General features: G+C 66.8%; 21 protein-coding genes. 9 read left to right on the forward strand and 12 right to left on the reverse strand.

Annotation, left to right across the window (positions count from 1 at the left end; all coding sequences use genetic code 11):
- Window positions 1–152 precede the first annotated feature (152 nt).
- Window positions 153–380, forward strand: a complete 228-nt coding sequence (locus tag G9Q41_RS22165; RefSeq protein WP_242687745.1) for a hypothetical protein — start codon at window positions 153–155, stop codon at window positions 378–380.
- A gap of 457 nt (window positions 381–837) precedes the next feature.
- Here the strand turns inward: G9Q41_RS22165 and G9Q41_RS21165 are convergent, their stop codons facing one another.
- Together G9Q41_RS21165 and G9Q41_RS21170 are read right to left on the reverse strand one after the other, a co-directional pair.
- Window positions 838–1275 carry a hypothetical protein gene (locus G9Q41_RS21165; RefSeq protein ID WP_017975579.1) on the reverse strand — a complete coding sequence of 146 codons (438 nt, stop codon included), beginning with the start codon at window positions 1273–1275 and terminating at the stop codon, window positions 838–840.
- Window positions 1276–1292: 17 nt separating this feature from the next.
- Window positions 1293–1565: a hypothetical protein gene (locus G9Q41_RS21170; protein WP_017975578.1), complete on the reverse strand. Its 273-nt coding sequence runs from the start codon at window positions 1563–1565 to the stop codon at window positions 1293–1295.
- A 230-nt stretch (window positions 1566–1795) separates the two neighbouring features.
- On the opposite strand from G9Q41_RS21170, the gene G9Q41_RS21175 reads away from it, so the two are divergent.
- The 3 genes from G9Q41_RS21175 (at window position 1796) to G9Q41_RS21185 (ending at window position 5197) form a co-directional block, all read left to right on the forward strand.
- Entirely contained in the window at window positions 1796–2233 is a 438-nt protein-coding gene (locus G9Q41_RS21175) for a hypothetical protein (RefSeq protein WP_165633999.1), read from the forward strand.
- Between the two features lie 217 nt (window positions 2234–2450).
- The gene (locus G9Q41_RS21180; RefSeq protein ID WP_342751255.1) at window positions 2451–4181 is read left to right on the forward strand and encodes a coagulation factor 5/8 type domain-containing protein; all 1731 of its coding nucleotides are present in this window, start codon (window positions 2451–2453) and stop codon (window positions 4179–4181) included.
- Window positions 4182–4774: 593 nt separating this feature from the next.
- Window positions 4775–5197 carry a hypothetical protein gene (locus G9Q41_RS21185; protein WP_207631697.1) on the forward strand — a complete coding sequence of 141 codons (423 nt, stop codon included), beginning with the start codon at window positions 4775–4777 and terminating at the stop codon, window positions 5195–5197.
- 692 nt (window positions 5198–5889) lie between these two features.
- Here G9Q41_RS21185 and G9Q41_RS21195 read toward each other — a convergent pair.
- From G9Q41_RS21195 to G9Q41_RS21225, 7 genes are all read right to left on the reverse strand, one after another.
- Window positions 5890–6348, reverse strand: a complete 459-nt coding sequence (locus G9Q41_RS21195; RefSeq protein ID WP_092520767.1) for a hotdog fold thioesterase — start codon at window positions 6346–6348, stop codon at window positions 5890–5892.
- Between the two features lie 43 nt (window positions 6349–6391).
- Window positions 6392–7669: a benzoate/H(+) symporter BenE family transporter gene (locus G9Q41_RS21200; RefSeq protein WP_242687746.1), complete on the reverse strand. Its 1278-nt coding sequence runs from the start codon at window positions 7667–7669 to the stop codon at window positions 6392–6394.
- 79 nt (window positions 7670–7748) lie between these two features.
- Window positions 7749–9059 (reverse strand): 2Fe-2S iron-sulfur cluster-binding protein, encoded by a 1311-nt coding sequence (locus G9Q41_RS21205; protein WP_092520769.1) that lies wholly within the window; start codon window positions 9057–9059, stop codon window positions 7749–7751.
- The gene (locus tag G9Q41_RS21210) at window positions 9056–9964 is read right to left on the reverse strand and encodes an FAD binding domain-containing protein (protein ID WP_092520770.1); all 909 of its coding nucleotides are present in this window, start codon (window positions 9962–9964) and stop codon (window positions 9056–9058) included. Before G9Q41_RS21210 ends, G9Q41_RS21205 begins: the two co-directional genes overlap by 4 nt.
- A 6-nt stretch (window positions 9965–9970) precedes the next feature.
- Window positions 9971–10750, reverse strand: a complete 780-nt coding sequence (locus tag G9Q41_RS21215) for an enoyl-CoA hydratase/isomerase family protein (RefSeq protein ID WP_092520771.1) — start codon at window positions 10748–10750, stop codon at window positions 9971–9973.
- Between the two features lie 2 nt (window positions 10751–10752).
- Complete coding sequence (locus G9Q41_RS21220; protein WP_165634003.1) at window positions 10753–13152, reverse strand: xanthine dehydrogenase family protein molybdopterin-binding subunit; 2400 nt, start codon at window positions 13150–13152, stop codon at window positions 10753–10755.
- A 71-nt stretch (window positions 13153–13223) separates the two neighbouring features.
- Entirely contained in the window at window positions 13224–14804 is a 1581-nt protein-coding gene (locus G9Q41_RS21225) for an AMP-binding protein (RefSeq protein ID WP_092520773.1), read from the reverse strand.
- Window positions 14805–14898: 94 nt separating this feature from the next.
- Here G9Q41_RS21225 and G9Q41_RS21230 point away from each other — a divergent pair, with 94 nt between their 5' ends.
- Window positions 14899–15450, forward strand: coding sequence for a PadR family transcriptional regulator (locus G9Q41_RS21230; protein WP_092520774.1), 552 nt, complete (start codon window positions 14899–14901; stop codon window positions 15448–15450).
- A gap of 175 nt (window positions 15451–15625) precedes the next feature.
- On the opposite strand, the gene G9Q41_RS21235 is transcribed toward G9Q41_RS21230, so the two are convergent.
- On the reverse strand, window positions 15626–16093 hold the full coding sequence (locus tag G9Q41_RS21235; RefSeq protein ID WP_207631693.1) for a MarR family winged helix-turn-helix transcriptional regulator: 468 nt from the start codon (window positions 16091–16093) through the stop codon (window positions 15626–15628).
- 71 nt (window positions 16094–16164) lie between these two features.
- On the opposite strand from G9Q41_RS21235, the gene G9Q41_RS21240 reads away from it, so the two are divergent.
- Genes G9Q41_RS21240 through G9Q41_RS21250 form a run of 3 tightly spaced genes read left to right on the forward strand, consistent with a single transcriptional unit; the run spans window position 16165 to window position 18434 of the window.
- Window positions 16165–16740: a UbiX family flavin prenyltransferase gene (locus G9Q41_RS21240; protein WP_347567627.1), complete on the forward strand. Its 576-nt coding sequence runs from the start codon at window positions 16165–16167 to the stop codon at window positions 16738–16740.
- A gap of 36 nt (window positions 16741–16776) precedes the next feature.
- The gene (locus tag G9Q41_RS21245; RefSeq protein ID WP_092520775.1) at window positions 16777–18192 is read left to right on the forward strand and encodes a non-oxidative hydroxyarylic acid decarboxylases subunit C; all 1416 of its coding nucleotides are present in this window, start codon (window positions 16777–16779) and stop codon (window positions 18190–18192) included.
- Window positions 18189–18434, forward strand: a complete 246-nt coding sequence (locus tag G9Q41_RS21250) for a non-oxidative hydroxyarylic acid decarboxylases subunit D (protein WP_245695576.1) — start codon at window positions 18189–18191, stop codon at window positions 18432–18434. Before G9Q41_RS21245 ends, G9Q41_RS21250 begins: the two co-directional genes overlap by 4 nt.
- A gap of 272 nt (window positions 18435–18706) precedes the next feature.
- Here the strand turns inward: G9Q41_RS21250 and G9Q41_RS21255 are convergent, their stop codons facing one another.
- A complete protein-coding gene (locus tag G9Q41_RS21255) occupies window positions 18707–19804 on the reverse strand; it encodes an NAD(P)-dependent alcohol dehydrogenase (RefSeq protein ID WP_165633998.1) in 1098 nt (365 codons plus the stop codon).
- A 217-nt stretch (window positions 19805–20021) separates the two neighbouring features.
- The gene (locus G9Q41_RS21260; protein WP_092520777.1) at window positions 20022–21485 is read right to left on the reverse strand and encodes a benzaldehyde dehydrogenase; all 1464 of its coding nucleotides are present in this window, start codon (window positions 21483–21485) and stop codon (window positions 20022–20024) included.
- Window positions 21486–21684: 199 nt separating this feature from the next.
- On the opposite strand from G9Q41_RS21260, the gene G9Q41_RS21265 reads away from it, so the two are divergent.
- Entirely contained in the window at window positions 21685–21993 is a 309-nt protein-coding gene (locus G9Q41_RS21265) for a hypothetical protein (protein WP_165633997.1), read from the forward strand.
- Window positions 21994–22102 lie beyond the last annotated feature (109 nt).

Genomic DNA, 22102 nt, shown 5'->3' on the forward strand with positions numbered 1-22102 from the left:
CTGAAACATCTGCAGACCCTGCTGGCGGTCTGGACCGGCGCTTGCCCCACCTGCCACCAACCCCCGCCAGCCAGCTGGAACTTCCCTGACCAGCAACGATTACCCACTTAACAAAGCCCTACTAGGAGGATGTTGGCTAGGGTGAGGCTGACGTGGCAGTAGCGGGCTTCGGTGTGGAGGCGGGTGGCGATGCCACGCCATTGCTTCAGGCGGTTGATGCAGCGTTCGACGGTGTTGTACTGGCGATAACAAGCGGTATTGAAGGCGGGTGGATCTCCGCCGCGAGAGCCGTGCCCGCGGCGGTATCCGGCCTGCTCAGCCGGCTCTGGGATGGTGGTGGCATACCTCGACGTCGGCAGGTGTTGGTGGATGGTTCGTGATGAGTGAGCCTTGTTGGCAATGATGCGCACCGGTCTGGTGCGCGGGTGCCCACGGCCGGGCCGCGGTACGTGCGCGGCTGTCAGAAGTGGCGGGAAGGCCGGTGCGTCACTGGCCTGACCAGGAGTGATCAGCGGACTCAGCGGATGCCCTCGTCCGTCGACGATCAGGTGGGGCCTGGTGCTCAGGTCTCCTCGGGAGTGTCCCGATGCCTGTGGTCCCCTTTTTCTTCGGTGGAGTGCTGATGGGCACGCACGACGGTGGAGTCCTCCCTGAGGAGTCGGTCCGCCTCGCAAGTAGTCTCTGCCTGTTGCTGTAGCCCGGGCAGGTGTCGTCTTCGACCCGCCGGTAGAAGCGGTGCTGCACTCCTCAACAAGGGGCCGAACCGTTCCGCTAGGTTGCGCCAAACCGTGTCCGATCGGTCCTCGGGCTCCGCCAGCGCGGATTCGATCGCGGCTGTCAGCTCCACGGTGTTGTTGCCGCCCTCGTAGGGCTGGCCGTTGACGAAGAAGGTGGGCGTGCCGCGGACGCCGCTGGCGCGACCGGGGACGATGTTGGCGTCCGGCGCGGCAGGTTTTCGTAAGGTCCTCTGCGGAGGCGTTGGCAGTAGCTGGCTCCCGCTGAGGACTCCGAGTGCGGTTCGGGGATGTTGCCGAGCCCGGTCAGCAGTGTGCGCAGCAAGTCTGCCAAGCGGTCCTGGTCGCTCTGATCGGGTGCGTCGAGCAGCTCGCGCTCGTTGCGGACGTGGTCGTCGTCGACGTCGTCGATGAGTTTCCTGCCTTCGTCGCTGAGCGTGACGAACACGCTGCGGCGGTTGTGGGACACCGCGAGGTAGTGCTTCTCCTCTCGGTCTTCGATCTCTGCGCCGTAGATCCGACCACGGGTGATCGTCGGCATCTCTGCGTGGTCGCAGGTTATTCGGCGTCCTCGGCCCGCGTGGGGCGTCGGCGGGACATCGTGATCGCGCGATCGCTGGCGGCCTCCTCGGCGGTGGTTTGCTCGGCGAGCTGCCGGTGGCCCTCGTCCATGGCGATCTCGGTGATGCGGTCCGTGCCGATGCGGAAGGCGGCCCGCCGGACGGTGGACTTCGACGCTTCGGGCTCGATGTCGCTCACGGACTCCAGCGCCCAGCGTTCGAGGCTGGTCGGGTCCATCAGCCTGTCGACGAGGCGAGCGTCGGCGGCCACTCCGCTCGGCTTCGGTGCTGGACGTGGTGATCACGGCCGCGCGGTTCCATCCGGTGGAGTACGAGCACAACTCCGCAGGCGCCAATCTGCGATCGAGTGGATCGATTCAGACCGCACTGGTTCTTTACCGGCAGGTGGTCTAGACGTTTCCCTCTTTATGCATTGAGAGCGATCTCCTCCGGTTCTCCGGTGGACCGGAGCGGTCCGCCCTTCGAGGAATGAGGGTTTCCATGTCCGTGCGAAGCCGTGTCGCGATCGCGGCGGTAGCCCCGGTGGCCGTGGTCGAGCGGGAGAGCTTCTTCGACGAATTCTCCGGCGCGGCCATCGATCGGTCGGACTGGACGGTGGAGGTCGCCGGGAGGAATTCCGGGACGATCACCTCCGAGCAGCAGCATCGCGTTGATGCTGCGGAGACGCTCTCCATCGACCGGGGCGCCGCCGGTTTCCAGAACGGTGCGCCGGCCACGCCTCCGCGGCGCAGGCCGGGTGTTCAGGCCCCGAGCTGCAGCACCTGCGGTTTCGTCTCCGGGTGGGTGAAGGACCAGGTCAAGAGGGAGTTCACCTCCGGTGCCCACTCGGTTCGGCCCGAAATGCCCGCGGGCGCGAACGCGCCTGGCACGTCGGTCAACCTCGGCTGTCTCGTCGGCCGGGTCCGCGTCGAATCCTGATCCACACCGCTCTTTCGGGGCTCGTCGTCTCGCCCGAGCCCCGAAGGCGGTGGGAGAAATCGCGTGTCCACGGCAGTTCCCGCCCTTTTCGAAAGCGGGAACCGTCGAGCACCGCGACCGATCCCTTCGTATTGGAGGAATTGTCGTGTCCACCTCTTCACCAGAGAACCAGGAATCCGGCGGGAGCGCGTTCTCCCGCCGAAGCGCCCTCGGCACGATGGCCGCTGCCGCCGTGGCGACTCCGGCCGTGCTGGCCGGGTCGTCGCAGCGCTCCGCGCGGGCCACCACGACGACGGCGTCCTCGAGCGCCGAGGTCGACCTCGGTCCGAACGTGCTGGTTTTCGACCCCAGCACCCCCGACATCCAGGCGCAGCTGGACCGGATCTTCGCCGAGCAGGAGTCGGCGCAGTTCGGCACGGGCCGCTACCAGCTGTTCTTCAAGCCGGGCACCTACGACGGGCTCAACGCCCAGCTGGGTTTTTACACCTCGATCGCGGGGCTGGGGCTGTCGCCCGACGACACGACGATCAACGGCGATGTCACCGTCGACGCCGGCTGGTTCGACGGCAACGCGACGCAGAACTTCTGGCGTTCCGCGGAGAATCTCGCGCTGAGACCGGTGAGCGGAACGGACCGCTGGGCGGTCGCTCAGGCCGCGCCGTTCCGGCGGATGCACGTCAAGGGCGGGCTCAACCTGGCACCGAGCGGGTACGGCTGGGCCAGCGGTGGCTACATCGCCGACAGCCGTGTCGACGGTACGGTGTCTCCGTACTCGCAGCAGCAGTGGTACACCCGCGACAGTGCTGTGGGCGGTTGGAGCAACGGCGTGTGGAACATGGTCTTCTCCGGTGTCGCGGGGGCTCCGGCGCAGAGCTTCCCCGAACCGCCGTACACGACGCTGGCAACGACCCCGATCTCGCGGGAGAAGCCGTTCATGTACCTCGACGGCAGCGAGTTCAGGGTCTTCCTGCCCGCGCTGCGCACGGGAGCCAGCGGTACCACGTGGGAGGGCGGTGCGCCGGCGGGCGAGTCGCTGTCGCTGTCGCGGTTCCACGTCGTCAAGCCAGGGGCGACCGCGGCCACGATCAACGCCGCGCTCGAGCAGGGCAAGCACCTGCTGGTCACGCCCGGCATCTACCACCTCGACGAGCCGATCCGGGTCAACCGGGCCAACACCGTGGTCCTCGGGCTCGGCTACGCCACGCTCATCCCGGACAACGGGGTCACGGCCCTGAAGGTGGCCGATGTGGACGGGGTGCGGATCGCCGGACTCCTCGTCGACGCGGGAACCGCCAACTCGGAGACCCTGGTGGAGATCGGTCCCGACGGGTCTTCCGCAGATCATGCGGGCAACCCGATCTCGGTGCAGGACTTGTTCGTCCGCATCGGCGGGGCGGGGCCCGGTAAGGCCACCACCAGCGTGGTCGTCAACGCCCACGACACGCTCATCGACCACACCTGGCTCTGGCGCGCCGACCACGGCAGCGGTGTGGGCTGGGAGACCAACCGCGCCGACTACGGCTTGGTCGTCAACGGGGACAACGTGCTGGCCACCGGGCTGTTCGCCGAGCACTTCAACAAGTACGACGTGCAGTGGTACGGACAGCACGGCCGGACCGTGTTCTTCCAGAACGAGAAGGCCTACGACGCCCCCGACCAGGCCGCGATCAACCACGACGGGATCCGCGGATACGCCGCCTACAAGGTCGGCGACTCCGTGACGACCCACGAAGGTTGGGGTATGGGCAGCTACTGCAACTACACCGCGGACTCGACCATCCGCCAGGGGCGCGGCTTCGCCGCACCGAACACACCGGGCGTGGTCTTCCACGACCTGCTGGTCGTCTCGCTCGGCGGCAAGGGGCAATACGACAACGTCATCAACGACACCGGAGCGGCCACCTCCGGATCGGACACCGTGCCCTCCACCGTGATCTCCTATCCCTAACTAAAGGACCAAGACCCCGCGCAACCCGAGCACCGCGCCGGAGCAGGGTGCGAGCGTGCTGCGAGTCATCGCCGCGCAGCGCGCTCGCACACCCCGGGTGCTACCAACTCCTCCCAGCCAGAACCCCGAGGACGCCGAGGCTGGATGGTCACCCACGAGCGGGTGGAACGGTTGATGCGGGGCACAGCCCCTCGGCCAGGTTCTGCGCCAACGAGCATGCACCACGCTGGGCTGCTTCCCGAACCCGCACCTGAGCTGGTCAGCAGGATTTTCACTCCCAGTGGGTCGGATCAACTGGGTGGGGCCGGAGGATCTGGTCGGGTCGGCGGCGGCTTCCTGCGTGGTGCCGACGTTTGCCGAGTACATCCTGGTGGTGCAGCGGGCGGTGTCGATGGGTACCAGGCGGGTGTATGGCTCGTATTGGAAACGCGTGCTGGAGGTGTGGGGCGAGCGGTGGTTGGATGAGCCCACTGCGTCGGAGATCAAGCAGTTGGCCGAGCGGGTGCGGTCTCAGCGGGTGCTGCGGCGCAACGCCCGGGGTGGGCGCAGCGCGGTGGAGCACTGCATCGCGGCGTTGCGGTGTGTGTATCGGCATGCGGTGGCAGCCGGTCTCGCCGATGCTGATGCGGCATCTGCGCGAGCACGCCGACCAGCGGGGCACGCACGGGGCCGGTGACGGGAGGGTGCTGCGCTACCGCGGTGGTAGCCCGTTGACGCATCGGCGTTATGACCACTTGTGGCACCGGTTGGGTCAGCACTTGTCGTGGGTGGCCACCCAGCAGGTCAGCACCCACTGGCTGCGGTATACCACTCTGACGTGGGTGGAGCGCCACTTCGGCTACGCGGTGGCTCGCGCCTACGCGGGTCACACCGACCACGCCGACCAGGACGGGGCGACGGCCACCTATGTGCGTGCCGGGCTTCCCGAAATCGCCGCGGCGTTGAGCGCCCTGACCGGACATGTCAGGGACACAACGCATATATGCCCGACTTTTGGACAAGTTTGCTCTTACTAGCTGGTCATCCGCTATGGATTGACCCTCGCTATGAGGATAGGGAGAAGCAAGGTCCTCATGTATCGCAACATCCAGCCGTCGTGCCGACGTGGGATCACGCCGGGGCTGGGCTACGCGTTGGCCGAGCGTCTGAGCACTGAGCTGAGCACCGACTGCCTAAACAGCGCTGTCGGCTTCCGGGGTAGCGTCGTGGCCGGAGTGATCTTTCACAGCGACCGAGGATGCCAATGCACCAGCACCCAGTTGGCCCAGCGCTGCGCCAAGCTGGGCATCCGGCATTTGCTGGGGCGCACCGGGATCTGTGGGGGCAACGCGGTCGTGGAGTCGTTTTTCGGAGCGTTGAAACGAAAACTCGTGCACCGACACCGCTTCACCGCCCGAGCCCAGGCACGCGAGGTCGTTTTCACCTGGACCCGGACCCGGTGCAACCGCCAGGACTGCACTCCGCTCTGGACTACGCCAGCCCCGAGCACTGGGAAGCCCACCATGACCACCCACAACCCATGGCAGCATAACTAACCGTCCGGCCAACGGGGGAACCTCACAAAAACTCAGCACACACGGCCGCAATTGTTTGTCGGAGAGCAACTACACGCCGGTGGGTCGATTCTCGCCATCTACGCCGCCCCCATCGCCCTTGTCGACACCGTCTTGCCTCCTGCCCATTGATGGCACTACATCGAACGCGTTTCTCACGAGGGGAGGGGGTGGGAGGGGTGTTCTCGGAGCACGCAGGTCAGTCGTGCGGTGCACGTGCGGTTTCCGTCGTCATCGTTGATCGTGATCTCGTAGGTGGCGAGGTTGCGTCCCCGGTGCAGCGGTGTCGCGGTCCCGGTCACCCGCTGGCCGGTGGGCGATCTGTGGTGCGTGCAGGACAGATCCACGCCCAGGGCTTGCCGACTCGCCCCGGTGTGCAGCGCCGCGGCGATCGAGCCGAGCGTCTCGGCCAGGACCGCGTTCGCCCCACCGTGCAGCAACCCGTAGGGCTGGCGGTTACCTGTCACAGGCAGGGTGCCGACCAGGTGATCCGGGTTCCACGCCGTGATCTCCAGACCCATCCGGACGACGAGCTGCTCCGTTCCGGACAGCGCCTCCCTGAGCTGATCGACGGCGCTGCCGTGCACCGCACCGTCCTCCTCGACCGCAGACATCCGATCTCCTCTCGACTGTTCGGAAAAACCGTTCCCGCGCTGCTCAGTCGGAGTGATCGGCGCGATCCCTGAACTGGTCGAATTCGAGCAGCAGGGACGCCGTCACACCGCCGAGCAGAGCCCAGAAAGGGCTGGATATACCCGCGATGCTGACTCCGCTCATGGCGATGACGAGCGCGAAGAACGCCCCGATCTGGAACCGGGAGCTGCCGAAAGCACCTTGGAAGGACGACAGCAGAACCGTGATCATCGCCAAGCCGGCAACGGAGGTGACGAGTTCGACCGGGAGCGCGGTGACGAACGCGACGGCAACGCTCGAAACCACCCCGAAGGCGATGAACAGGATCCCGTTGAGCACGGCCGCCGCGTAACGCCCCGCCTCGGGGCCGGCATCGCGGGACGTGCAGATGGCGGTCATAGGACCCGCGATGTTGGACGTGTGCCCCCCGAAACCGGCCGCGGCCAGTCCGCTGAGGCCGCTGAGCAACGACATGGAGTTGATCGGTGGACGGTAGCTCGCGGCCATCAGCGCTCCGGTCGCCTGCGCGTTCTCGGCCCCGATGATAAGCACGGTCAACGGCACGGAGACGGCCAAGACCGCTCCCCAGTCGAACGTGGGCACGACGAGCGCCGGCACGGCGAGCCGGGTATCCGGGTCGATTCCCACGAACGCACCCGTCAATCCGGCGGCCACCGCGCTGGCCACGAGCGCACCAACGACGCCCGGGAGCTTCTTGCTGAATCGCGTCACGAGCAGGTAGCCGGCCAGCGCGGAGGTCACGATCCAGGGGGCGGCGCGCCCCGCCTCGACGACACCGATCGCGAACTCGACGAGCGCGCCGGCGATCATGGCCATGATGATGGGGCCAGGCAGCCAGGTCATCACCCGGCGGAGCACTCCGGTCAGTGCGAGCAGGAGCACCAAGGCGCCGCTCACCAGGTACGCTCCGACGAGCTCTCCCAAGGTGAAGGTGCCGAGCGCATCCACTACGAGCACCGCACCAGGGATACTCCACGCTCCTGCTATGGGCTGCTTGTAGTAGAGCGCGAGCAGCAGGGAGTTCAGACCGCCGAATACGTAGACCCCGAAGATCCAGGACGCGGTCTGGGAGGCCGAGAGCCCCGCGTCTCCCGCTCCGTTGATGATGATCAGCGCGGGGCCGGTACAGCCGAACACGGTAGCGACCACGGCCGCGCCCACAGTGGAGAGATTCAGGTGCGCGGGCAGGTCCCGCAAGCCGCTACGTACCCCTGGCCCCTGTTCGACGAGTCGATCGTCTGTGCCGGCACGTGGGGGCGCTGCCGGAGGAGAGCTGCTCATCGATGTGCTCCTTGAGTCGGTTTTCGGCCCACCGGTGCGCGTCGCGGTCCTCGCGCGTACGCCCCGTTCCTCACCCCGCTCAGCGGAAGCCGTCCGTCGGTGTCCCACCGCGGCGGGAGTTCCCTTTCCCGAGGCCGAAGCGACGCAGCGCCCGACGGATCCGGTTGGCGAGGGTGCCGGCGACCAGACGCAAGGCGCTCGGCGCTCCCGCAGGGGTGGTCGGTGCTTGGCCGGAGGTGGCCGCCTGCTTCACGGAGTCGGCGAACTGCTCGAACATGCGACGGCTGATGTCGCCGGCGAGCGCCCGTCCGAATTGGGCGATCCGGCCGGTGAGGTACACGGCGGCGTCGGCCTGCAGTCGCGTGCCGGTCTCGGTGGACTCGGCCACCAGAGTGAGGTCGGCCTGTGTCTGCGCACCGCCGGTGTCCTCACCTTGGGCGAGCACCCGGATTCTTCCGGATTCTCGGTCGTGCTCGGTGATGTGCGCGATACCGGTGAACGAGAGCTTGATCGGTCCCACCGCGACGCGGGCGCGTCCGGTGTAGTGCTCGTTGCCGAGGTCCTCGGTGAGTTCGGCGCCGGGCAGGCAGGTCGCGAGCAGGTGGACGTCGTCGAGGACGCGCCACACTTTCTCGAACGGCACGTCCAGATCCGTGGTGACCTCGACGGACACCGTCGGCTCGGAGTCCGGCAGCACGATCTCCACATCCTGGGAGGCGGCATCGGATCGTTGCGTGTCAGAGACTCCCTCAGCACCGCCCGGCAAGCCGGCCGCCTGGCCACCCGCACGGCCGACGAGTGCGCGGTGGGCACAGTTGCCGGGTGCAGGAACCCCTTCGGGGTGTTCACGACTCGTCTCGGCCACGGCCGAGACGATGTTGCGGTAGCCCGTGCACCGGCAGATCACGCCGGAGAGTTCCTCCGGGATTTCCTCCTCGGCGATGCCCGGCTTGTGCGAGAGCAGGTCGTAGGAGCTCATCAGGAAGCCCGGCGTGCAGAACCCGCACTGCAGTGCGTGGTGGTGGCCGAAGGACTCCTGCAACGGGTGCAGGTCGTCCGGACGTCCCAAGCCCTCGACGGTGACCACGTCGGATCCGTCGAGCTGGCAGGCGAACAGCAGGCAGGCGCGTGCGGCCTCCCCGTCGACCATCACCGTGCACATGCCGCACACGCCGTGCTCGCAGCCCAGGTGGGTTCCTGTGAGGCCGAGATGATCGCGCAGTGCGTCCGCCAGGGTGTGGCGGGGCGGCAACTGCAGCACGGCCGGGGTGCCGTTGACGGTCAGCCGGACCTCCACCGGTTCATCCGCGCCCGCACTCACCGGCCTGGGCCGGTTTTCCCGGCGGTCCGCCGACCGCGCGGTGTCGTGGGTGGTTTCGTCGGTGGTCATGAACTTCCCCCGTTGGTGCCCCGGAGGGCACGGTCGTGGGCCTTGGCCAGTTCCCGGCCGGACAACGTCGCGAGCAGCCGGCGCCGGTAGTCCTGGGAACCGTGCGCGTCGCCGTCGGTGTCGACCATGTCCTGCGCGATACCGGCCAAGGGTTCGGTCAGCCGCACGGCCAGCCGAGCACCGTCCTGTCCGGACGCGCTGACAGCCGAAGCGAGCTCGGTACTTACGTCGCGGGTGACCGGACGGTCGGAGACCCCGAACGCCGTGAGTGTCGCCTCGTGGACATGCTCGCCGGACACCGTTACCCGCACGGCAACACCTGCCAGGGCGAAGTCCCCGTGCCGGCGGGCGATCTCGGCGAACCCGAAGCCCTCGCCCTCGGCCGCGACGGGAAACCGGATGGCGGTGAGGATGTCCTCGGAACCGAGAGCTGTGGTCATGGCACCGGTGAAGAACTCCCGAGCCGGTACCTGGCGCGTACCACGTGGACTGGTCAACGTGATCCGGGCGTTCAGGCAGGCCGCCACAGCAGGGATCTCAGCAGCCGGATCGGCGTGCGCGAGGCTGCCGCACACGGTCCCGCGACTGCGCAGCTCCCGATGCCCCACCCACGGCAGGGCCATGCGCAACAACGGCACCGAATCGGTCGCCCGGTCGTGTTCCACTCGTCGTTGCCGGACCATCGCCGCGACCTCGAGCGAGTCACCGGTGCTCCGTAGTTGGTCGAGTCCCTCTACCGTGGTGATGTCCACCAGCTTCTCGGGCCGGGCCAGCCGCATCGCCAGGACGGGCACCAATGACTGCCCTCCGGCGAGGACCTTTCCGCCGCCGTCACTGCCGGCGAGTTCGTTCACGGCGTCCTCGAGGCTGGTGGGACGTACGTAGGCGAAGGGGGCGGCTTTCATCGACTCTCACCGACCCCGGAACTTCGGGGTGCGCTTGTCGTTGAACGCCGCGACGCCCTCGGCGAAGTCGTGGCTGGCCCGCAGCATCGAGTAGGCCTTGCGCTCCAGCTCGATGCCGGTGTACAGCGGGCCGTCAGCACCGCGGTCGAGCACTTCCTTGGCGGTACGCGCCGCCAGCGGCGAGAAGCCGAGCATTTTGGCCACGAGGCGTTCGACCTCGCCGTCCAGGGCGGCGCGGTCCTCGGTGACGCCTGCCAGCAGGCCCCAGTCGCCGGCCTGCTCGGCGTTGATGCGCTCGGCGGTGAGTACGTGGTACTTGGCCCGCGAGAGTCCGATCAGCCGGGCCAGCCGCTGGGTACCGCCGGATCCGGGGATCATTCCGAGGTTCATCTCGGGCAGGGCGAACTGGCTGCGCGCGGTGGCCAGCCGGATGTCCGAGGACAGGGCGAGTTCGAAGCCGACACCGAAGCAGTAACCGTCCACGGCGGTGATCACCGGTTTGGGGCTGCGGGCCGGGGCCGTGACGTGGTGTCCGAGGTCGGTGAAGTCGACTGGTTCGACCTCCATGAATCCGGCGATGTCACCCCCGGACGAGAAGTGCTCGCCCTCGCCGCGAATGACCACGAGCTGGACGGTGTCGTCGGCGTCGATCTCGGCGAACCGGTCGGCCATCACGTTGCGGGTTTCCCAGGTGATGACGTTGTACTTGCCGTGATCGAGGGTCAGGTAGGCCACTCGTCCCTCGTGGCCACGGTCGAGCCGGATTTCGCCTCCGGTGAGTGCCATGATCAGTGGGTTCCTTCCGTTGCCGGGATTTCCTCGGTGAGTAGCTGGTGGATGACGTTGCCGTGCAGGGGTAGGCTGGTGATCTCGATGCCGTGGGGCGCGAGCGCGTCCGAGACCGCGTTGGCGATGGCCACCGGCAGACTCATCGAGCTGCCCTCACCGGACCCCTTGGCGCCGAGCCGCGTCACCGGGGAGGGGGTCTGCATGTGGTCGCTGTCGAGCGTGTAGGTGGTCTCGGCCGCCGTGGGGCACAGGTAGTCCATGAACGTCGCCGATGTGGGCTGGCCGGACTCGGAGTAGCGCATCTCCTCGTACAGCGTGCCCCCGATGGCGTGCGCCAGCGCGCCGTGGATCTGGCCTTCGAGGAGCGTCTCGTTCAGGATCGTGCCGGGGTCGTGCACTGTGGACACGTGTTCGAGAGTGATCTCGCGGGTGTCGGGATCGATGCGGCACACCACGAGTTCGGCGACGAAGCCGTAGCACAGGCTGGAGTTGATCTGGTCGTTCTGGTTGGCCGCCTTGGACTCCGGCGGAGTGAACGCCGCCTCCTCGTAGAGCCGGGCCGACGCTCCTTCCGGCAACGAGCCGGGATCCCAGTGCACCAGACCGGCGGCGTGGCGGAACGCCACGCCGCGCTCGGGCTCATCACGAACCCGGACCCGTCCGTCGGCAAGCTCCAACTGCTCGGGATCCGCGTCGAGCATCGTCGCCCCGGCCAGCCGCACTGTGACCGCCAGTCGTTCGGCGGCCTCCACCAGGGCGCTGGTGAGCAACGGTGCGAAACGCGACGAGTAGCTGCCGGAGCTGACCGTCCACGGTGTGGTGGCGGTGTCCATCTCGACCACGGGGCGGACCTGGTCCCGCTGCAGGCCGAGCTGCTCGGCAACGATCTGCTGTGCCACCGTGGCATGCCCTTGACCCTGCGGCACGGTGCCGAGCAGAACGGAGACCACGCCGTTGAGGTCCACGCTGACCCGGACGTGCTCGGTGGAGCCGGACTTGCCGCGACCGGGTGGTCGGTTCTCGGCCGGGGTGGCCAGACCGACGTAGCCGATGTTGGTCGCGGAGGGATCCACCACGCTGGCCATCCCGATGCCGAAGTACTCGCCGCGCTCACGCGCCTCCCGTTGGCGCTGCCGCAGCGCGGTGTAGTCGGCGTTCTCGAGGACTTTCTCGAAGGCCCGCGGGTAGTCCCCTGAGTCGTAGATGCCACCGGTCGGGGTGCTGTAGGGAAATTCGTCGGCTTGCACGAAATTGCGACGGCGCAGTTCCGCCGCGTCGATGCCACGGTCGTGGGCGATGGTGTCGATCAGCCGCTCCAGACCGAAGTAGAGCTGCTGTCCACCGAATCCGCGGTTGAGCCCGGTCGGTGTCTTGTTGCTGACCACGGCACGGGAACGGATCTGTACGGCGCCGATCCGGTAGGCGCCCGTGATGTTGCCGAAGCAGCGATACAGCGTGCTGGGCTCGGGCGGGCGCAGGTAAGCACCCACGTTGTCGACGAGGTCCGCCCGCAGCGCCTCGATACGTCCGTCGTCGGAGACCGCCGCCTCGAAACGCATCGATCGGTCCGAACCGGCCGAGCTCGCCAGCAGGTGCTCGATGCGGTCCTCGGTCCATCGCACCGGCCGTCCCGCATGTTGGCTGGCCAGGGCCAGCAGCGCGACGTACGGGTAGATACCGGCCTTGATGCCGAAGCTGCCGCCGTTGTCGGCCGGGACGTGCAGCCGCACGCGCGAAGTGGGAACGCCCAGCGCTCCGGCCAGCACGGGCACCATCGAGAACGGGCCGTGGAAGTTCGCCCACGCGGTGATCGCGGGTCCGTCGACCTCGTCGTGCCACTCGGCGACCACCGAGTAGCACTCCATCGGCGTGGAGGAGTAGCGGGGAAACTCGTACTCGGCGGTGACCACCCGGTCGGCGCGGTCGAACGTCTCGTCCACGGGTCCGAAGTGAAACGTCCGGTCGGTGGCGACGTTGTCCTCGGCCTGCTCGTGCAGTTTGGGGGCTTCGGGGTCGAGAGCCTTGTCGGTGTCCACCACTGCCGGCAGCGGCTCGTAGTCGATCTCTACCAACTCGGTAGCGTCCTCGGCGACGTAGCGATCGCTGGCCACGACTACCGCCACCGGTTCACCGACGAACCGGGTCTTGTCCGTCGCGGTCGGGTAGTACGGCATCGGTGTCTTCAGCGACAGCGGGAACGGATGCAGTGCCGCGGTCACCTCTTCGGGCCCGATGACGGCAGCGACACCCGGATGCGCCCGCGCTCGCTCGAGGTGCACGCTACGAAGCCTCGCGTGCGGATGGGGGCTGCGCACGATCGCCGCGGTCAGGGTTCCGGGCAACGGATCGAGATCGTCGAGAAAGCGGCCCCGTCCGCACAGCAGAGCCGGGTCCTCCACGCGCGCCGTGGAACGCTGCCCGCGCCCTCCGTCATTGCCAGTGGGAGGTTTGCTCGGATCGGTCACGGTATTCACCTGCGCGAAGGGGTCATGGCCTCGGACGGGACCTCGGCCAGTGGTACGTAATTGCCCGTGGTCAGCTCACGGCGCAGGATCTTGCCGACGGCTGACTTCGGAATCTGCTCGACGGCGATCAGGCGCTTGGGCCGCTTCAGCGACGGCAACCCGGACTGCTCGCGCACGAAATGCGCCAACACTGTGGCCGCGTGCTGCGGAGTCATCCCGGGGACGGGCACGAAGAAGGCCGTCGCGGCCTGACCCCAGCGGTCGTCGGGAAGACCGGCGACCACGACGTCGGCCACCGCCGGGCAGCGGGCCAGGGTGTCCTCGATCTCGCCCGGATAGATGTTCTCGCCCCCGGAATTGATCATGTCGTCCACGCGGCCAGCCACCCACAGGTCCCCGTCCTCGTCAGCCGTGGCCAGGTCCCCCGGGAAGTACCAGCCATCCCGAATGGACTTCGCGTCGGCATCGGGCCGGTTCCAGTACCCGCCGAACGCCTCCGGGGAGTCCATCGAGATCGCGATCTGCCCCTGCTCGCCCTCTCCCACGACGTCGGAGGGCGACGCGCCCGGCTCCGGATCGACCAGGCGGACCCGGGTGAAGACGCCGGCCCTGCCCGCGCACCCGGGTTTGGCCGCGACGTCCGGGCTGATGGTGAAGGTGTAGATCTCCGTGCTGCCGAAGTGGTTGATGAACACCTCGGGAGCGAGTGCGCCGGTGAGCTGTTCGGCCAGGGTCGGTGTCATCGACGCGCCCGCGTAAGCCAGCTTGCGCACGCTCGTCGCCTCCGCCAGACGCCCGGTCCGCAGCAGCCCCCAGTAGATCGTCGGTACGAGGTACAGCGCCGAGACGCCTTCCCGGATGATCAGCTCCAGGGTCTCCTCCGGGGAGAACCGCACCTGGGGCACCCAGGTTCCGGCGCTGATCACACTGGCCAGCAGGCTGCGCAGGCCCATCGTGTGAAACATCGGCATCACACCCAGCGTCGTGGCGAACGGCCCCTGCCTGCTCTGCAGCAGGTGGGCTACCGCCGCCTGGTGCTCGGCCGAGTGCGTGCGCGGTACGCCCTTGGGCTCGCCCGTCGTACCTGAGGTGTAGAGCATCACGCTGATGTCGCCCTCCGAGACCCGGGTGCTCAGCGCACCGCCGGGCACGTCCGCGGCCACCCGCTCGATCGGACGGACACCGGGCGGTGCCTCGGCGGGCTCACCGGCGTGAGCGCGGGCCAACGGTCGTTCGTCCGACAGGGCCGCCTCGGCGGTATCGGTCGTGCTGGTATCGGTGACCAGCAGAGCCGGTGCCGCATCACGCAGGCAGTAGGCCAGTTCTTCCGGACCGAAGCGGATCGACAGCGGCACTGAGACGGCGCCGAGTTTCTGCGCCGCGAGGTGCAGGCCGGCCATCGGTTCTCCCCCGGCTAGCAGGAACGCGACCCGGTCGCCCGGCCGCACGCCGAGCTCGGCCAGCGCGCGGGCCAGCCTGTCGGTGCGGGCGTCCCACTGGGCATACGTCAAGGGGTGCTTTCCGCCGACCGCGCGATGCCGGGGATAGCGCTCGGCGGTCCATCTCAGCACTGTTCCGAGGTCCATACCCGTCCCTCCACCGCAACAATGGTGCGGAAACGACCGTATGAAACATACCATATGTTTTGGATGTTCAGGAACATACGGTACGCTTTGGGGTGTGTCAACGGCTCGGTTTTCGACGACCTCGTACGTCGTCCTGGGGATGGTCGCGATGCGGGGCCCCTCGACCTCGTACGACCTCAAACGCGCTATCGGTCACTCGGTCGGCTACTTCTGGCACTTTCCCCACGCGCAGCTGTACTCCGAGCCCAAACGTCTCGAACAGCTCGGCTTGCTGAGGGTGAGCGAGGAGGGGACGGGACGGCGCCGCAAGACGTTCACGATCACCGACGAGGGGCTGCGAGTTCTCCGGGACTGGCTGGCCGAACCCACCCACCAGCACTTCGAGCTTCGCGACATCGCCGAGATCAAGCTGTTCTTCAACGAGCTCGCCGATCCCGAGGACATCGCGCGGCTCGCTCGCGACCAGGTCAAGCAGCATGAGGAACGCATCGCCGAGTACGAGGAGATGAAGCAGCGCTTCGGCGGTAACCCCGAGATCGCCTCGCGCATGGTCACTCTCGAACTCGGCCTCGAGATGGAGTACGCGGCGCTGCGGTTCTGGCAGCGGCTGAGCGAGTGCCCCCCGCACGGTCAGCCCACGCAGTAAGTCACTCCCATCGACCGATGTTTCCTCGAACTCGGGAAATGTCGTCGGTACGGCAACCGTGAGCACGGCTTTTCCGCCCGAATATCGCCTACGACCTGCTGTTCGCCGGGTCACCGACGATGCTGGCGCGAACCACGTGCACGGCCGACGGTCCCTGCGCGGACACCACTACGAATCAGCACACCTTTCGCAGTAGCCGGAGGAGCTGTTCCCGTTCGGCCTCGGACAGCGGGGCGAGCATGCTCTCGCCCACCTCGACGGCCAGTGGGGCTGTCTCCGCGACCATGCTGCGTCCCTTTTCCGTGATGGTGAGGATCTTGCGCCGCTTGTCCGTTTCCCCCTTGGTGATGTCGAGCAGTTCTCGTTGCTGCAACCGCTCCAGGAGCGGGGTCGTGGTCGACTTGTCGAGCCGGGCGTGTTCACCGAGCGTGCGCTGGTCCATCGGTCCTTCGAGACAGAGCACACCGAGGACGGTGAACTGAGGCCCGGTCAGCTTGTCGTCGAGTTTGTCCTGCCACAGCCTCCCGTGGGCTTGGAACAGCCGTCGGGACAGGTGTCCGGGTCCGTTGTTCCCCGCCCGCAGCATGTCGACATCGACGGGCGCATTTACTGCGGACTCCACCTGGCCACGTGTGTCCGTCATTGAAACCTCCTCCGCTTGAATTTGAAAAGGACGTACACGGAGTATTAGGTGTCATCGAACGGGAGGATCCGGTGAGACTCGTCGTCGCCATGACCGGTGCCACTGGGGCGGTGCTTGGAATACGTCTACTGGAGGCGTTGGGTGATCTCGGTGTGGAGACCGACTTGGTGGTCAGCCGGTGGGCGCGGGCGACCATCGTGCAGGAGACCGGGTACACGGTGGACGAGGTCACCGAAATGGCCTCGACCGTGTACAGGCCCGAGGATCAGGGAGCGGTTCCGTCCAGCGGTTCCTTCCGGTGCGACGGCATGGTCGTGGCGCCGTGCAGCATGAAGACGTTGGCGGGCATTCGGTCCGGTTACGGCGAGGATCTGGTCGCCCGCGCGGCGGACGTGACTCTCAAGGAGCGGCGCCGTCTGGTGCTGCTCGCTCGGGAAACGCCGCTTTCGGCGATCCACCTGGAGAACATGCTCGAGCTGACCAGGATGGGCGCGATCGTGCTGCCACCCACACCGGCGTTCTACAACCGGCCCGCCAGCGTTGCCGACATCGTCGAGCACGTCGTCGCGCGGACCCTGGACCAGTTCGGTCTCGAGCTGCCCACCGCACGGCGGTGGAGCGGCATGGGGCCCAGACGAGCGGTGTGACGCTCGTTTTCGTACAGGAGGAATCGAGGATTAGTCATGGCTTATTCGGACCTGCGCGCGTTCTTGTCGACGCTGGAGGAGAATGGCCAGTTGCTGCGGTACTCGGAGACCGTCGCACCGGAGCCGGACCTCGGTGCGGCGGCGCGCGCCGTGTCCAACTTGACCGACCGCGGTCCGGCGCTGTTGTTCGACGACATCGAGGGTTACGAACACGGCAAGGTGGCGTTGAACGTCGTCGGCTCGTGGCCCAACCACGCGCTGATGTTGGGGTTGCCGAAGGACACGCCGGTCAAGGAACAGTTCTTCGAGTTCTCCAAGCGCTGGAAGGACTATCCCGTCGAGGTCGAACGCCGTGACGACCCGCCGTGGCAGGAACACGTGCTTGAGACGGGGATCGACCTGTTCCACCTGCTACCGCTGTTCCGACTGAATCGGTGGGACGTCGGCTGCTACATCGACAAGGCCGTCGTGGTCAGCTGTGACCCCGACGAGCCGCAGAACTTCGACAAGCAGAACGTCGGCATCTATCGGATCCAGGTCAAGGACGTCGACACGCTGGGCATCCAACCGCTGCCCACCCACGACATCGGTCTGCACCTGCGCAGGGCCGAAGAACGCGGGGAGAACCTCCCGGTCACCATTGCCATCAGCAACGAACCGGCGATCTCCACCGTGGGAGGGATGCCGCTGGCCTACGACCAGTCCGAGTACGAGATGGCCGGTGCCCTCCAGGGCAGCCCCTACCGCATCGCGCAGACGTCGCTGACGGGGATGGACGTGCCCTGGGGCTCCGAGGTCGTCCTCGAAGGTGAGATCCTCGCCGGGGAACGCGAGATCGAGGGCCCGTTCGGCGAGTTCACCGGTCACTACTCCGGCGGCCGCAAGCAACCCGTCATCAAGGTCCACAAGGTGTCCCATCGGCCTGGTCCGATCTTCGAGCATCTCTACCTCGGCATGCCCTGGACCGAGATGGACTACACGCTGGCCCTGAACACCAGCGTTCCGCTGCACCAGCAGCTCAAGGCGGAATTCCCCGAGGTGCAGGCGGTCAACGCGATGTACACGCAGGGTCTGCTCGCGGTGGTCTCGGTCAAGCAACGCTACGGTGGATTCGCCAAGGCCGTGGGGATGCGTGCCATGACCACTCCGCACGGGCTCGGCTACTGCAAGGTGGTCATCGTCGTCGACGAGACCGTCGACCCGTTCAACCTCGCCCAGGTGATGTGGGCGCTGTCGGTCAAGTTCCACCCGCGTCACGACATCGTGACAGTGCCCAACGCCTCGGTGCTGCCGCTCGACCCGAGCTCGGAACCGGCAGGCATCACCGACAAGGTCGTTCTCGACGCCACCACGCCCATCGCCCCCGAGACCCGCGGCCACTACTCGCAAACCGTCGACGAGCCCGACGGGACCAGGAAATGGGAAGACATCATCAAGGAGTTGCTCCAGTGACCGACGACGAACTGCCCGAACTCTGCCCCCGCTGTGACGCCACGGGCGTCCGGGTGCTGACCCGCTCCCCAGTCCCCGGGGCGTGGACGATGTTCTCCTGCACCACCTGCCTGTACTCCTGGCGTTCGACCGAGCCGGCACAGGCGACCACCGCCTCCACCTACCCACCCGAGTTCAAAATCAACCCCGCCGACATCGACAGCATGCCCGTCGTGCCGGCGGTGCCCGAGCGAAAGGGTTGAGGCGAGTGCAAGGCCAGTTGGTTCTCGATGGGAACGCCAACTAGCAGACTCGGATGCCAGGGAACCGGTGACGGGCTCGCGAACGTTGGTCGTCGGGGCGATCCGGCCGCGAGCCCGACACCCCATGCAGAAAATACCTTCCCGTGCGGGGAAACCGGCCCTTAGCAAGCCGATTTCCCCGCACGGGAAGGGCGCTTTCCCCGATCGCCCGAATGATCAGGCAACGACCGGGTCAGTCCGCGCACACGACGGCGGAGACCGCATCGCTCTTGTCAGAAAACCAGTACGGGCTTGATGGTCTTGCCCTTGACCGAGTCCGCAGCTGCCGTGTTGATCTCCGCGATGGAATACTTGCTGACCAGCTTGTCGAATGGGAACCGCCCTTGCCGGTACAGGTCAATCAGCCGTGGGATGAAGTTCTGTGGAACGGCGTCCCCCTCGAGGATACCCTTGATGTTGTGCCCAAACAGCAGGTGCGACATGTCCAAGTTGACTTCCGTGCCGGCTGCCGCAGCTCCGATGAGGCCGCACGTGCCGCCCATGCTCAGCGACTCCACCGCGTTCCGGAACACGGTCGGCTTAGCGGTCGTGTCGACGCAGTAGTCGCTTCCACTGTCAGTGATCTCCATGATTCGCTTGCTCACGTCCTCCTCCTGGCCGTTGAGCACGTGCGTGGCTCCGAGCTCCTGCGCCAGCTGCAGACGTGAGGGTTCGACGTCAACCGCGATGATGGTGGTGGCATTGGCCACGACCGAAGCCATCACCGCGCTGAGTCCAACCGCCCCTGCTCCGAAGACGGTCACCGAACTCCCGGCCTCGGGATCGAGGGCGTTCAGGATGCCGCCGGCCCCGGTGGAGATTCCGCATCCCAGCGGCCCCAGCAACTCCAGTGGTTCGTCATCGGAGACCTTGACGACGTTGCGTTCGGTCGCCAACAGATACTGGGCGAACGAGGACTGTCCGAAGAAGTTGGCGTTGATGTCGTTCCCGTCGCCGTCCCGCACCGGAGAGGATCCGTCCGGGCGCTGCCCACCGAAGTTGTACGATGCGAAACCCTCGCAGTAAGCGGGCATCCCGCGTCGACAGTTGCGGCAACGCCCACAGGAGTTGAACCCTACTACCACGTGGTCACCGGGACTGATCCCGACGATTTCCGACCCCACCGCCTCGACCACTCCGGAGCCTTCGTGACCGAGCACTGCGGGAAGCTCCGGCGGATACCACTGGTCACGGACGATCAAGTCGGTGTGGCACATCCCCGTCGCGACGGTCCGTACCAGGATCTCGTTGTTGCGGGGGTCGTCCAGTTGAACTTCGCACAGTTCGAACGGAGCCCCTTGGCTCCGGGTTACTGCTGCTGTGGTGCGCATGTTCGGGTTCCTTTCTGACAGGTGACGTGCGGTCAGGACGCGCTCGGCCAACCCAGCCAATGGCTCAGCTTGCCCGGCCGTCTACGCTGCGTTTTTCTCCGGCGCCGCCGGCGGCGGGAGTGGTCGGGCGAGGGCTGGCACCTCAGTCTTGGTCAACGATCCGGCTGACTTCCTCATCCGGGAACATCCCCGGGAAACGGAAGACCGGGATTCCGCGTCAGAACGGGTACTGCCGGGCCTGGGAGCGGCTGGTAAGCCACTGCCACTCGGTGAACTCGTCCCAGCTGCTCTGCGAGCCGAAACGGCTGCCATTTCCAGACATCCCGGTACCACCGAACGGCGCGTAGGCGTCGTTGTTCAACGTCTGGTCGTTGACGTGCACGATCCCGGTCCTCAACTGGTTGGCCAAGGCATTCCCACGCTCGGCGGAGCTTGTTTGGACCGCTGCGACAAGTCCCCGGTCAGTGTCGTTGGCGACCGCGATCGCCTCCTCCTCGTCCCGGACCACTGTCACCGGGGCGACGGGACCGAAGATCTCTTCGCGGAACGCCGGCATCTCGGCGGTGACACCACCGAGGACGGTCGGACGGTAAAACAGCGCATCGCGCTTCCCCCCGGCACGCAGCTCCGCACCGGAGGAGACGGTCTCGTTCACCACCCTCTCCACGTTGGCGATCTGACTTTCGTTGATAAGCGGACCGAGCGCGACCTCCTCGCGGTTCGGATCTCCCACCCTCAGTGCCGCCGCACGTCGGGACAGCAGATCGAGATACTCGTCGGCGACTGACTCGACCACGATGTGGCGTCCTGCCGTCATGCAGATCTGCCCCTGATGCAGGTACGCGCTCCATGCCCCTGCGGAGCTGGCCGTGTCGACGTCGGCGTCGTCGAGCACGATCAGAGCGTTGTTGCCGCCCAGCTCCAACGACACTCGCTTGAGGTTGCGACCCGCCGCGGAGGCGACCTCACGACCGATCGACGTCGAACCGGTGAACGACACCATCGCGATATTGGGGTCTTCGCACAGTGCCTGTCCCGGCTCGGCGTCGCCGGCGAGGACCTGCAACAGTCCCTCCGGCAAGCCGGCTTCATGGAACAGTTGAGCTATCGCTGTGCCACCGACGACGGCCGTTTGCACGTCAGGTTTGAGGACGACGGCGTTGCCCAGTGCCAGCGCCGGCGCGACGGCTCGAATGGCCAGCAGAAAGGGGAAGTTCCACGGGCTGATGATTCCGACGACTCCCAGGGGAAGCCGACGAGCAGCGCTGTGCCTGCCATCCTGGCTAGCCGGAAGCAAGTGCCCCCACGGCTGCGTCGGCAGCGCGGCCGCCTCCCACAGCTCGGCCTGGGCGAGCTGTACTTCGAAGGCCGCCTTGCCGGGAACGGATCCGCTTTCACGGATCAACCAGCGCTCAACCTCCTCGTGGTGACGCTCCAGCGTCTTCGCCGCCTCACGGAGAATCGCAGCACGCTCGGGACCGATGCGCTGTGCCCAGGCGGATTGGGCCTCCGATGCCTCCCGTGACGCGCGTTCGACGTCCGCGGCATTGCCCAGGCCTACCTCGGCGAGCATGGCACCGGTGGCCGGTTCTGATACCTCGGCGGTTCCTCCTGTGGATCCGACCCACTGTCCATTGTAGATTTTACCCGTCCAAGAATTTCCGGTGAGCAAACCAGTCATGATTGTGTTCTCCTCACGTGCACGACGTCTACGGGGCTCCACCCGGCAGCGGGTTGTCATCGGGTGAATCGCATGTTGCTACCCGATGAAGCGATGTGGTTGTCTGTGGACGTCACGGTTGTTTTCATCACATGCCACAACTGGCTGCGGCACCGAACCACGACGGTGATGATCGAGCGGTTACGACGAGGTGAGTTGGTTGACCGCGTCGCAGGAGGAACAGGTCGAGTCCTGGCGCGCCGCCGTGTCCAGCGCCTTCTACGGTTTGTGCCCCGAACCGTGGAACGGTGCGGCGACACTGGGGGGCGTGCAGCACGTCCCCCTCGGATCGTTGGGCGCTTTCACGGTGCACGGGACTCCGCAGGTGCTGCGGCGACCGTCCCGTGTGGTGCGTGGGGCGCCCTCGGACGAGCTCAAGATGTGTTTGTTGACGCGCGGCAGTGCCATCGTGCAGCAGGACGACCGCGAAGTTCCCCTCACTGCCGGCCGGCTAGTAGGGCTTTGTTAAGTGGGTAATCGTTGCTGGTCAGGGAAGTTCCAGCTGGCTGGCGGGGGTTGGTGGCAGGTGGGGCAAGCGCCGGTCCAGACCGCCAGCAGGGTCTGCAGATGTTTCAGGA

Source organism: Actinopolyspora sp. BKK2 (assembly GCF_011291845.1).
Taxonomy (GTDB): domain Bacteria; phylum Actinomycetota; class Actinomycetes; order Mycobacteriales; family Pseudonocardiaceae; genus Actinopolyspora; species Actinopolyspora saharensis.

Bases quoted from the DNA above. Each gene is read 5' to 3' on its own strand.
- G9Q41_RS21200 (WP_242687746.1), bottom strand. From the start codon at position 7,669: ATGAGCAGCTCTCCTCCGGCAGCGCCCCCACGTGCCGGCACAGACGAT.
- G9Q41_RS21225 (WP_092520773.1), bottom strand. From the start codon at position 14,804: ATGGACCTCGGAACAGTGCTGAGATGGACCGCCGAGCGCTATCCCCGG.
- G9Q41_RS21195 (WP_092520767.1), bottom strand. From the start codon at position 6,348: ATGTCTGCGGTCGAGGAGGACGGTGCGGTGCACGGCAGCGCCGTCGAT.
- G9Q41_RS21260 (WP_092520777.1), bottom strand. From the start codon at position 21,485: ATGACTGGTTTGCTCACCGGAAATTCTTGGACGGGTAAAATCTACAAT.
- G9Q41_RS21245 (WP_092520775.1), top strand. From the start codon at position 16,777: ATGGCTTATTCGGACCTGCGCGCGTTCTTGTCGACGCTGGAGGAGAAT.
- G9Q41_RS21210 (WP_092520770.1), bottom strand. From the start codon at position 9,964: ATGAAAGCCGCCCCCTTCGCCTACGTACGTCCCACCAGCCTCGAGGAC.
- G9Q41_RS21215 (WP_092520771.1), bottom strand. From the start codon at position 10,750: ATGGCACTCACCGGAGGCGAAATCCGGCTCGACCGTGGCCACGAGGGA.
- G9Q41_RS21175 (WP_165633999.1), top strand. From the start codon at position 1,796: ATGTCCGTGCGAAGCCGTGTCGCGATCGCGGCGGTAGCCCCGGTGGCC.
- G9Q41_RS21235 (WP_207631693.1), bottom strand. From the start codon at position 16,093: ATGACGGACACACGTGGCCAGGTGGAGTCCGCAGTAAATGCGCCCGTC.
- G9Q41_RS21185 (WP_207631697.1), top strand. From the start codon at position 4,775: ATGCGGTGGCAGCCGGTCTCGCCGATGCTGATGCGGCATCTGCGCGAG.
- G9Q41_RS21205 (WP_092520769.1), bottom strand. From the start codon at position 9,059: ATGACCACCGACGAAACCACCCACGACACCGCGCGGTCGGCGGACCGC.
- G9Q41_RS21180 (WP_342751255.1), top strand. From the start codon at position 2,451: ATGGCCGCTGCCGCCGTGGCGACTCCGGCCGTGCTGGCCGGGTCGTCG.
- G9Q41_RS21165 (WP_017975579.1), bottom strand. From the start codon at position 1,275: ATGCCGACGATCACCCGTGGTCGGATCTACGGCGCAGAGATCGAAGAC.
- G9Q41_RS21255 (WP_165633998.1), bottom strand. From the start codon at position 19,804: ATGCGCACCACAGCAGCAGTAACCCGGAGCCAAGGGGCTCCGTTCGAA.